Origin of the sequence: Pseudomonas sp. DE0157, assembly GCF_007678615.1 — a bacterium.
In the GTDB taxonomy this organism is placed as follows: Bacteria; Pseudomonadota; Gammaproteobacteria; order Pseudomonadales; family Pseudomonadaceae; genus Aquipseudomonas; species Aquipseudomonas parafulva_B.
This window is the reverse complement of the sequence record NZ_VEJN01000003.1, coordinates 118,253-130,709: the sequence shown is the minus strand read 5'-3', so window position 1 is coordinate 130,709 and position 12,457 is coordinate 118,253. Positions and strand designations below refer to the sequence as shown.

Below are 12,457 nucleotides of genomic sequence, written 5' to 3'. Positions count from 1 at the left end.
TTTCGGTTTGGGAGTTGCTGTGGCCCTTGCAGACCGGTGCAAAACTGGTCATGGCCAGGCCCGGTGGGCATCGCGACCCGCAGTACCTGCAACAGGCCATCGAAGCCGAAGGCGTCAGCACACTGCACTTCGTGCCGTCGATGCTGGACGTATTCCTCTCGGCCATGGAATCAGGCTGGTCCGCGCCTTCGCTCAAACGGGTGGTGTGCAGCGGCGAAGCATTGCCGGGCAGCCTGGTGCGTCGCTTCCACCAGCAACTGCCAGACGTGGAGCTGCACAACCTCTACGGCCCGACCGAGGCCGCAGTGGATGTGAGTGCCTGGCACTGCGTGAGCGCGCCCGACAACACCCCAATCGGCAAACCCATCGCCAATACCACCCTGTACGTACTGGATGAGCAAGGCCAGCCGGTGCCGCAGGGCGTGGCCGGTGAGCTATACATCGGTGGCGTACAGGTCGCCCGCGGTTACCTGAACCGCTCCGAGCTGACCGCCGAGCGCTTCGTCGATGACCCCTTCGGCCAGCGCCCAGGCGGGCGGCTGTACCGCACCGGCGACCTGGCACGGCACCTGCCGGACGGCAACCTCGAATACCTGGGCCGTAACGACGACCAGGTGAAGGTGCGCGGGCTGCGTATCGAACTGGGTGAAATTCAAGCAGCCATGACGGCTGTCGCGGGCATCAAGGAGGCCGTGGTCATCGCCCGCGACCAGCGCTTGATTGCCTACTACACCGGCTCCCAGCAACCGGTAGACGCGCTTCGCGCAGCCTTGCTGCGTCAATTGCCGGACTTCATGGTGCCGGCGCTGTTCATGCACCTTCAGACCTTGCCGCTGAGCCCCAACGGCAAGCTCGACCGCAAGGCCTTGCCTGAACCCGACGCACTGCCGCAGCGCCCGTTCGAAGCGCCCGAAGGGCCAACCGAAACCCTGATGGCTGCACTGTGGTGCGAGCTGCTGGAGGTAGAGCGGGTAGGGCGGCACGACAACTTCTTCGAACTGGGCGGGCACTCGCTGCTGGCCGTCACCCTGACCTCCAGGCTGCGCGAAGCAGGCCTTGAGGCCGACGTGCGGGCCCTGTTCGACCAACCGACACTGGCAGGCTACGCAGCCATCACAGACAGAATGGAGATCGTCCTGTGAGCATCAACCAATTACTGGCCACACTGGCCAACCACGATGTGCAGCTGGCGCTCAAGGATGGCCAACTGGTGGTGCAGGGCAACCGACAGGCACTGACCGACGGCGCCCTGGTGGCCCAGTTGCGGGCCCACAAACCGGCGCTGGTGAGCCTGATCGAGCGCGGCGAGTACGTGGCCCGCAAGCACGGCCCGGTGGCCGTGCCGCCCAACCTCATCACACCTGGTAGCACCCACATCGACGCGGCGATGCTCAACCTGGTGACCCTGGACCAGGCCACCGTGGATCAAGTGGTCGCGGCCATCCCGGGCGGGGCGGCCAACGTGCAGGACATCTACCCGCTGGCGCCCCTGCAGCAGGGCATGCTGTTCCACCATGCCAGCGCCGAAGGCCACGACCCGTATGTGATGCAGGCGCGCTTCGCCTTTGCCAGCCAAGCACGCTTCGACGCTTTCGCGCAGGCGCTGCGCGGCGTCATCGCCCGCCATGACATATTGCGCACGTCGGTGCACTGGGAAGGCCTGGCCCAACCCCTGCAGGTGGTCTGGCGGCACGCCGAGCTGGCGGTGCTGACACTGGCAGACCCGGCGACCGAACGGGACTGGATCGACCTGACCCAGGCACCCCTGATCCGCCTGCTGCGCGAGCCCACCCAGCTCGACGGCACGCTGCATGCCACCTTGCAGTTCCATCACATCGCCCTGGACCACAGTGCACTGGACGTGGTGCGGCAGGAGCTGATCGCCTTTCTGACCGGCAACAGCGAGCAGCTTGGGGCCGCGGTACCGTTTCGCGACTACGTGGCTCAAGCCGTGCTTGGCGTCAGCCAGGCCGAGCACGAAGCTTTTTTCCGCGACATGCTCGGCGACATCGACGAGCCGACCCTGGCCTACGGGCTTGCCCAGGTACAGGGGGGCGACCCGGTGCATGAAGAGCATCAACTCGACTTGCCGCTGGCGCTGTGCCAGGGTTTGCGCAGCCATGCCCGCACCCTGGGGGTAAGCGTTGCCAGCCTGTTCCACCTGGCCTGGGGGCGCGTGCTGGGCGGGCTGACCGGGCACGATCAGGTGGTGTTCGGCACGGTGCTGATGGGGCGCTTGCTCGGCGCGCAAGGGACCGACCGGGCCTTGGGCATCTTCATCAACACCTTGCCATTGCGGGTGGACCTGGCGGCAGCAAACCTTGAAAGCGCTATCCACGCGACCCACAAGCGACTGACCGCCTTGATGCGCCATGAACACGCGCCACTGGCGCTGGCCCAACGGTGCAGCGGCGTGGCCGCACCCGCGCCGCTGTTCAATAGCCTGCTCAATTACCGGCACAGCGCCGTCGGCCCGGCTGAGCCGCGCCGGGCAGCATTGGCCGGCATCGACATCATCGACTCGGTCGAAGCCACCAACTACCCATTGACCTTGAGTGTCGACGATTTGGGCGAGGGGTTGCGCCTGACCTTGCTGGCCGATGCCCAGGTACCGGCGCCACGTGTTTGCGCCTATCTGCAGCAGACTCTTGAGAGCTTGTTGCGCGCGCCGCAGGCGGCGGTACTCGACCTGCCCATGTTGCCGGAGGCCGAGCGTCAGTGGCTGCTGGACAACTTCAATGCCTGCCACGGCGATTATGACCAGCAGCATACGCTGCACCAGCGTATCGAGCAGCGCGCCCAGCACTGCCCGGATGCGGTGGCGGTAACCTTTGGCGAACGTCAGTTGAACTATGGCCAGCTCAACCTGCAGGCCAATGCCCTGGCCCATCACCTGATCGCCCTGGGGGTGCGACCGGATGACCGCGTGGCAGTGCTGGCCCGGCGCGGCCTGGAGACGCTGGTGGGCCTGTTGGCGGTGCTCAAGGCAGGCGCAGGCTACGTGCCTGTCGATGCTGCCCATCCTGACGAGCGGGTGCGCTACCTGCTTGAGGACAGCGCCCCGGTGGCGGTACTGACGCAGCGGGCGCTGCTGTCACGGGTCGGTCATAGTGAACGGCCGGTGCTGCTGCTGGACCAGCCCGACTGGCCGACCCGTAACGACGACCCTGTTGTCAAAGGCCTCACCCCTCGGCACCTGGCCTATGTGATCTACACCTCCGGCTCGACCGGTGAGCCCAAAGGGGTGATGGTCGAGCACCTGACGGTGAACAATCTGGTGGACTGGCATTGTCGCGCTTTCGGCCTGGGCCCGGGTCGGCATACTTCAAGCCTTGCCGGGTTCGGTTTCGATGCGATGGCTTGGGAAATCTGGCCGGCACTGTGCGCCGGCGCAACCGTGCACCTGGCGCCGACGAGCGGCGCCAGCGACGACCTGGACGCCATGCTGGCCTGGTGGCAGGCGCAGCCGCTGGATGTGAGCTTCTTGCCCACGCCCGTGGCCGAATACGCCTTCAACCACCACCTGGAACACCCCACGCTGCGCACCCTGCTGATTGGCGGTGACCGCTTGCGCCAGTTCAACCGTACCCAGCGCTTCACCGTGGTGAACAATTATGGCCCCACCGAAACCACGGTCGTGGCAAGCTCCGGCGCCGTGCAGGCCGGCAGCACCCTGCACATTGGCAAACCGGTGGACAATGCCCGGCTCTACGTGCTCGACGCGCGCCGGCAACCGGTGCCGCTGGGCGTGCCTGGCGAGCTGTACATCGGCGGTGCCGGGGTTGCCCGTGGTTACCTGAACCGCCCGCAACTGACAGCCGAGCGCTTCGTGCAAGACCCGTTCGCAACCTCGGCCAGTGCCCGCATGTACCGCTCAGGCGATTTGGTGCGCTGGCTTGCCGACGGCTCCCTGGAGTACCTGGGCCGCAACGATGACCAGGTCAAGATCCGCGGCTTGCGCATCGAGCCCGGCGAGATCGAGAGCCGCCTGGCGGCCCTGGCAGGTATCGACGAGGCGGTGGTCATCGCCCGCGAAGATCAGCCGGGGCACCCACGCCTGGTGGCTTACTACACGGCCAAACCCGACGTGGTACCGCTCGAACCTGACGGTCTGCGCGCGCAATTGCAGGCCCACCTGCCTGAATACATGGTCCCGGTAGCCTTCATCGCCTTGCCAGCGCTACCCCTGACCGCCAACGGCAAACTTGACCGGCGCGCACTGCCGGCACCGGAGCGCTCAGCGCTTTTCGAGGTGGGTTTCGAAGCGCCGGTGGGCGAGCTCGAGCAGGCCCTGGCCCAGCTGTGGGCAGAGCTGCTGCACGTGGAGCGGGTCGGGCGGCATGACGACTTCTTCCGCCTGGGTGGGCATTCGCTGTTGGCCATGCGCATGGTTTCCCAGGTGCGCGTACGCCTGGGGGCTGAGCTGAGCCTGGCGGCACTGTTTGCCGCCCCGCAACTGGCCAGCGTGGCCAGGCACCTGGAGGAGGCTGGGCGCAGCGAGGTGCCGCCCATCGTGGCGGTAGCGCCAGGGCAGCCCTTGCCCATGTCCTTCGCCCAGCAGCGCCTATGGTTCCTGGCACAGCTGGAGGGTGGCAGCCAGGCCTACAACGTTCCCCTGGCCCTTGGCCTGCGCGGTGCGCTGGATGTCGATGCGCTGGAAGCAGCCCTGCTGCGCCTGCTGGAGCGCCACCCGGTGCTGCGTAGCCAGTTCAAGGCCGTGGCGGACAGCGCCGAGGTGGTCATTTGCCCCGTGCCGCAGAGGGGCTGGTTGCAACGCGAGGCAGTAACGCCCGAGGCCTTGCCCGCCCGGCTTCAGGTGCTTGCCCGGGCCCCCTTCGACCTGGCCTGCGGGCCCCTGGTGCAGGCGCACGTGTTGCGCCTGGGCGAGCAGCACCATGTACTGGCCATGATCATGCACCATATCGTGGCCGATGGTTGGTCCCTGGGCGTGATGACCCACGAGTTGAACCTGCTCTACGCCGCATTGCGTGAGGGCCGGGATGACCCGCTGCCCGCGCTGGCCCTGCAGTACACCGATTACGCCCTGTGGCAGCGTCGATGGCTGACGGGCGAACGCCTGCAACAGCAGCTCGATTACTGGCACCAGACGCTGGAGGGTGCCCCGGCGCTGATCAGCCTGCCCACCGACCGGCCACGCCCGGCGCGTCAGGACCTGGCCGGTGCCAGCGTGCCGGTGCACCTGTCGCCGCGTCTCTCGGCGGCGCTGCGCACTCTGGCCCATCAACACGGTGCGACCCTGTACATGACAGTGCTGGCAGCCTGGTCAGCGCTGCTGGCGCGCCTGGCCGGACAGCCTGAGGTAATAATCGGCTGCCCGGTCGCAGGACGCGGGCGCGCCGAACTCGAACCCTTGGTCGGGCTGTTCGTCAATACGCTGGCCGTGCGCATCGACCCAAGTGCAGCACCGACCGCACAGGCCTTGATGGGCCAGGTACGCGACCGGGTTCTGCAGGCTCAGGCCCACCAGGACGTGCCGTTCGAGCACGTGGTGGAAGTGCTGCGCCCGGCGCGCAGCCTGAGCCATACGCCCGTGTTCCAGGTCAGCTTGAACTGGCAGGCAACCGAGGGGGCAGCGCTGGCGTTGGCCGGCTTGCATCTGGAGGCCGTCAACCAGGCCAGCGCCGTGGCCAAGTTCGACCTGACTTTGAACCTGGGAGAACAGGGCGACTGCCTGATTGGCAGCCTGGACTACGCCACAGCGCTGTTCGATGAGGCGACGGTGTGCCGCTACCTGGGTTACTTCGAGCGGCTGCTCTGGGCGATGACGGCCGATGACCAGCAACCCTTGGCCCAGGTGGACCTGTTGGACGCCTGCGAGCGTGATCACCTGTTATTCGCGCTGAACCAGACGCAAACCGCCTGCACCCGTGAGTGCAGCGTGACGCACCTGTTCGAGCGGCGCGCGGCCGAGCACCCCGCGGCCATCGCCGCTGTGCATGGCGAGCAGGTCCTGCGTTATGGCGAGCTCAACCGTCAGGCCAACCGCCTGGCACGGTACCTGGTTGACCAGGGCGTCAGGCCAGATGCGCAGGTGGCGCTGCTGCTGCCGCGCTCGTTCTCGTTGCTGGTGGCCCAGTTGGCCGTGCTCAAATGTGCGGCCAGCTATGTGCCGCTTGACCTGCACGCACCTGCCGAACGCCAGGCGTTCATGGTGCAGGACTGCCATGCCAGCCTGGTGCTGACAATGGCCACGATCAACGCACACCTGGACGCCCGACGCATCGACCTCGATGCCTTGCAGCTTGCAGGCTGGACGGATGATGACCTGGGCCTGGCAGCGACCGCCGACAGCACCGCCTACGTGATGTACACCTCCGGCACCACCGGCCAACCCAAGGGTGTGTGCGTGCCGCACCGTGGCATCGTGCGGCTGGTGGTGGACAACGGCTATGTCGAACTGGGCCCCAATGACCGCCTGGGCTTGGTCTCCAATCCGGCGTTCGATGCCAGCACCTTCGAGGTCTGGGGTGCGTTGCTCAACGGCGGCCAGGTGCAGGTGATCGACCACGCCACGCTGGTCGACCCTGAGCGTTTTGCCTGCGCGCTGCATGACCAGGCCATTACGGTGCTGTTCCTGACCACTGCGCTGTTCAACCAGTATGTACAGCTGATGCCCCAGGCACTGGCCGGGCTGCGGGTGCTGATCAGCGGCGGTGAGCGGGCCGAGCCGGCCGCGTTCCGCGCACTTTTGACCCAGGCACCTGGCCTGCGCCTGATCAATGCCTATGGCCCTACCGAAACCACCACCTTCGCTGTCACCTGCGAAGTTCACGCGCTGGCGCCGCAGGCAAACCAGGTCCCTATTGGTCGCCCCATCGGCAACACCCAGGTGTACGTGCTTGATGCGTGGCAGCGTCCGGTGCCACAGGGCGTGGTCGGTGAATTGTATGTGGGCGGTGACGGTGTGGCCCTGGGTTATCTGAATCGGCCCGACCTGACCGCACAGCGTTTCGTCGAAAACCCCTTCGGCCAGCAGGCGGGGGCCCGTCTTTACCGCACCGGCGACCTGGTGCGCTGGAATGCCGACGGCCAGCTCGAATGCCTGGGGCGTAACGACGATCAGGTGAAAATCCGCGGCTTCCGCATTGAGCCAGGCGAAATCGAGCAAGTGCTGGCGCAGGCACCCGGCATCGGGGAGGTGCTGGTCATGGCCATCGAGCAGGCCCACGGGCCCCACCGACTGGTCGCCTGGTACACGCGCCGTAGCGAGGAACTCGATGGCACGGGGCTGCGCGATTACCTGCGCGTCCGACTACCCGACTACATGGTACCTTCGGCATTCGTGCCTCTGGCGCGGATGCCGCTGAACAACAACGGCAAGGTCGATCGGACGGCGCTGCCGCCCCCGGGGCTACAGGATCTGTCGACGGTGGCGTTCGAGGCCCCTCGGGCTGGGCATGAGTCAGACCTGGCGCGAATCTGGGCCGATCTGCTCGGGCTCAACACCGTCGGCCGGCAGGACCGGTTCTTCGAGCAGGGCGGGCACTCCTTGCTGGCCATGCGCATGCTGGCCCAGGTGCGCGAACAGATGGGCTGCGAACTGGCGTTGGCCGACCTGTTCGCCGACGACTGCCTGGCCGCGGTGGCGGCCACCTTGCAGGCCAGCGTGCAAGCCTTACCCGCTCTGGAGCCGATGCCACGTGAAGGGCGCCTGCCGCTTTCCCTGGCCCAGCAGCGCCTGTGGTTCCTGACCCAGATGGGTGAAGCCAGTGCTGCGTATCACATTCCGGTGGCGCTGCACCTGCAAGGGCGCCTGCACCGCCAGGCGCTGGAGCGCAGCCTGCGGGCGCTGGTGGCCCGTCATGAAAGCCTGCGCAGCCACTTCCATGAGCATGACGGGGAACCGTATGTGGCGCTGGCAACCGATACCGGCGCCTTCACCGTGCAGTGGCACCAGGCCTGCGGGCTGGATACGCCTGCGTTGCAAGCCTGGGCCCGCGCCGAGGCGGCGCGGCCCTTTGCCTTAGACCAGGATTTGCCGGTGCGCGCTCATGTGCTTGAGCTCAGTGATGACCGCCACGCGCTGCTACTGGTCGTTCACCACCTGGTGGCCGATGGCTGGTCCCTGGGCATTCTGATTGGCGAGCTGGCGGCGCTCTACCAGGCTTTCGCTACGGGCGCCCCCGACCCGCTGCCCGCGCTTGGGGTGCAGTACCTCGATTATGCCCAGTGGCAGCAGCGCTGGCTCAACGGTTCGGCGCTGCATGCCCAGGCCGACTATTGGCGCAAGCAGCTCCACGGCTCGCCTGCGCTGCTCACTCTGCCGTGGGACCGGCCTCGTCCGGAGCGCCAGCAATACGCCGGCGACAGTGTCCAGGTGCAGCTCGACCTGCCGTTAAGCGAAGCCCTCAAGGCTGTGTGCACACGCCATGGCGTCACACCGTTCATGCTGTTCACGGCAGCGTGGGCAGCACTGCTCGCTCGGCTGTCCGGGCAGCAGGATGTGGTCATCGGCTCGCCGGTCGCCAGTCGACGGCAGAGCCAGGTCCAGGGAATGGTAGGCATGTTCGTCAATGCCCTGGCCCTGCGCCTTGACCTGTCGGGCCGCCCGCAGGTGTCTGCGTTGTTGGCCCAGGCCAAGGCCGTGGTGCTGGAGGCCCAGGCCCATCAGGATGTTCCGTTCGAACAGGTGGTGGAGCTGTTGCGCCCGCGTCGAAGCCTTGGGCATACGCCGCTGTATCAGGCAACACTGGACTGGGATGCCAACACCGGGCACCGGGCCCCTGCGTTTGCGGACTTGCACGTCAGCGCCATGGCTGCCGAGGCCGCAGTGGCCAAGTTCGACCTGAGCTTGAGCATGGGTGAGCGGGCCGGCTGCTTTGCCGGTGGCATCGTGTATGCCACCGCGCTGTTCGACCGCGCCACAATCGAACGCTTCGCCGGTTACCTGCAGCGCGTACTGCAAGTCTTTGCGACCAGCGACCAGGCTACCGTCGCGGACATCGACCTGTTGGCTGCCGAAGAACGTGAGCGGGTGCTGCACGCCTTCAACGCGACCAGCACCGACCATGACCTGGACTGTACCCTGCACGCGCTGATCGAGGCCCAGGCGCAGCGCACACCCCAGGCCGTCGCCGTCAGTGCCGAGGAGGGGGAGCTGACCTTCGAGCAACTCAACGCCCAGGCCAACCGCCTGGCTCACCACCTGATCACGCTGGGTGTGAAACCCGACGATCGCGTGGCGATCTGCGTCGAACGCGGCTTGTCGATGATGGTGGGCCTGCTGGGGATTCTGAAGGCAGGCGGCGCTTATGTGCCGGTCGATCCGGACTACCCGGCAGAACGTATTCGCTACATGCTCACCGACAGCGACCCGGTAGCGGTGCTGGTGCACGCGGCGACCCGGCATGTGCCTGAGCACGGCGTCGTGATCGATCTGGACGCGCCTTTGAGCTTCGAACTTCCTGCCGACAACCCGCATGTGCCAGGGCTCACCGCGCAGCACCTGGCGTACGTCATCTACACCTCAGGCTCTACCGGCCTGCCCAAAGGGGTGATGAACGAGCAGGCCGGCGTGGTCAACCGCCTGCTGTGGATGCAGGACGCCTACGCGCTGGATGCTGACGACGTCGTGCTGCAGAAGACCCCGTTCAGCTTCGACGTTTCGGTCTGGGAGCTGCTGTGGCCCTTGCAGACCGGTGCAAAACTGGTCATGGCCCGGCCCGGTGGGCATCGCGACCCGCAGTACCTACAACGGGCTATCGAGGCCGAAGGTGTCAGCACGCTGCACTTCGTGCCGTCGATGCTGGACGTATTCCTCTCGGCCATGGAATCAGGCTGGTCCGCGCCTTCGCTCAAACGGGTGGTGTGCAGCGGCGAAGCATTGCCGGGCAGCTTGGTGCGTCGTTTCCACCAACAACTGCCAGACGTGGAGCTGCACAACCTCTACGGCCCGACCGAAGCCGCGGTGGATGTGAGTGCCTGGCACTGTGTGACCGCACCCGACAACACCCCCATCGGCAAACCCATCGCCAACACCACCCTCTACGTACTGGACGAGCAAGGCCAGCCGGTGCCCCAAGGCGTGGCGGGTGAGCTGTACATCGGTGGCGTACAGGTGGCCCGCGGTTACCTGAACCGACCCGAACTGACCGCCGAGCGCTTCGTGGATGACCCCTTCGGCCAGCGCCCAGGCGGGCGGCTGTACCGTACGGGCGACCTGGCGCGGCACCTGGCGGACGGCAACCTTGAATACCTGGGCCGTAACGACGATCAGGTCAAGCTTCATGGTCTGCGCATCGAACTGGGTGAAATCCAGGCGGCGATGACGGCCGTGGACACCGTCAAGGAAGCGGTCGTGCTCGCCTGCGACCAGCACCTGGTTGCGTACTACACGGGCCAGCGTCTGGCCCCCGAGGCGTTGCGGGCCATCTTGATGGCGCGCTTGCCCGGGTTCATGGTTCCGGCGCAATTCATCCACCTGGCCGCGCTTCCGCTGGGCCCTAACGGCAAGCTTGATCGCAAGGCGTTGCCAGCGCCCGAAGTGCAGCAGCGCCCCTTCGAAGCCCCTTGCGGGGACGTCGAGCAGCTAGTCGCGAGCCTTTGGCGCGAGTTGCTCGAGGTCGATGAGGTGGGCCGCCATGACAACTTCTTCGAGTTGGGCGGTCACTCGCTGGCCGCCATTCGCCTGGTGGACCGCCTGCACAAAGCCGGGGTGCCCGCGGCGCTCAATGACGTCTTCCAGCGCCCAACGGTGGCAATGCTCGCCAGGCTGGTGGAACGGCAGGCGCCCGCGGTACCGACCGTCATCACGGTCCGGCCGGGTACTGCCCAGGCGCCGCTGTTCCTTGTGCATGAATTTTCCGGGCTGGACTTCTACTTCCCCGTGCTTGCCCAGCAGATAGGGGGCGACTTTGCCATTCACGGCCTGCCAGGCGTACCCCACGGCGCCCCGCAGCCGCGCACGCTGGAGTGCCTGGCGCGCTACCAGATCACGCAGATGCGCACCGTACAACCCCATGGGCCCTACCGTCTGGCCGGGTGGTCGTTCGGCGGTGTGCTGGCCTTGGAGATGGCCAATCAGCTGCGCGGCGCCGATGAACAGGTGGCGTTCGTGGGGTTGATCGACACCTACGCACCGCGCCTGGCCGACCAGGGCAAGGCACGCTGGGAAGGCCCGTATGCCTTGGAGCGGCAGTTGCTGCTCAACTGCACGGCGTACTGGCAAACCAAGGGTGAGGCAGGCGACGCCAAGCGGGCGCTGCTCGCGCGCCTGGAGCAGGACCAGGCCGACTTCGCGACCCTGGTGGCAAGCTGCCGTGAGCACGAGGTGCTTTACGGCCTATGGGCCAGCATGACGGACGCGGACCTGCGGCATTATTTCTGCCGCGAGCTCGCCCATGGCCATGCGTTGGCCCATTACCGCCCAGCGTCCGTGGATGTGCCGGTGCACCTGCTCTGCGCCGCAGAGGCTGACGAGGTGCCAGAGGGCCTTGGCTGGCGTACGGCGTTGCCGACCCAGGTGCTAGTGACGCACAGCGTTCCGGGGGATCATCGCAGCTTGATGCAAACGCCCCATGTGACCACGGTTGGCCAGGTGCTGACGCAGGCACTGGCAACTGCTGCCGTTACGCCTGTACCACCGCCCTCGGCCCCCGTGGCCATCCAGACCGGCGCTGCCGGGCACGCGGCCGTGTTCTGCGTGGCCGGTGCCGGCGACAGTGTGACCAGCTTCATCGGCTTGGCCGAGGCGTTGGGCCCACAGTGGCCCGTGCAGGGCTTGCAGGCCCGAGGCCTGGATGGCCTGTCGCTGCCGCACAGCTGCGTCGAGGCTGCAGCAGCGTGCCATGTGCAGGCGATCGAAGCGGCCTATCCCGAGGGCCCGCTGAACTTGGTGGGGCACTCGTTCGGAGGCTGGGTGGCCCATGCCATGGCCGCGCGCTTTGAGGCCAAAGGGCGTCAAGTGCGGTCCTTGACGTTGATCGACAGCGAAGGCCCAGGCCCGGGGAGCACCTGCGGCCAGCCCCATACCTTCACCCAGACGCTGCTGCGCCTGATCGATGCGTTGGAAATGTCCACCGGCAAACCCCTTGGCCTGGACCGGGTGGCGTTTGCCCAGGCCAGCGACGATCAGCAACAGCACCAGCTGCACGCGGCCATGGTGCGTTCAGGACTGCTGCCTGCCAGGTCCAGTACGCGTGTGCTCGACGGCACGGTGCGCACCTTTGGGGCGGCGCTGCGCACGGCCTACCACCCCGAGCTGCCGTACACCGGCCCGGCAGGGTTGGTGCTGGTGGACGATCCGGGACTCGACACTGAAGGTAATGCTGCCGAGCACCGTCTCATGCAGCAACGCTGGGAACAGTTGTTGCCTGAACTGAAGGTGTGGAAGGCGCCGGGCGACCATTTCAGCATCCTCAAGGTGCCGCATGTGTTCAGCCTGGCCGCCTGGTGGCATGACGGTCAGGCACTTGCTCAGGCCCAGGTCGCTCAGTAG

2 protein-coding genes (1 of these 2 only partly in view) are annotated in these 12,457 nt (G+C 66.6%); both read left to right on the top strand.

Features of this window, described 5'->3' with window-relative positions; genetic code table 11:
• Window positions 1-1,142 carry the 3' portion of a non-ribosomal peptide synthase/polyketide synthase gene (locus FS777_RS06145; RefSeq protein WP_145254485.1) on the top strand. Its footprint begins 21,211 nt before the window's first position, so only the last 1,142 of its 22,353 coding nucleotides appear in the window; the start codon falls outside the window, past its left edge; the stop codon is at window positions 1,140-1,142.
• On the top strand, window positions 1,139-12,457 hold the full coding sequence (locus FS777_RS06140) for a non-ribosomal peptide synthetase (RefSeq protein ID WP_145254483.1): 11,319 nt from the start codon (window positions 1,139-1,141) through the stop codon (window positions 12,455-12,457). Before FS777_RS06145 ends, FS777_RS06140 begins: the two co-directional genes overlap by 4 nt.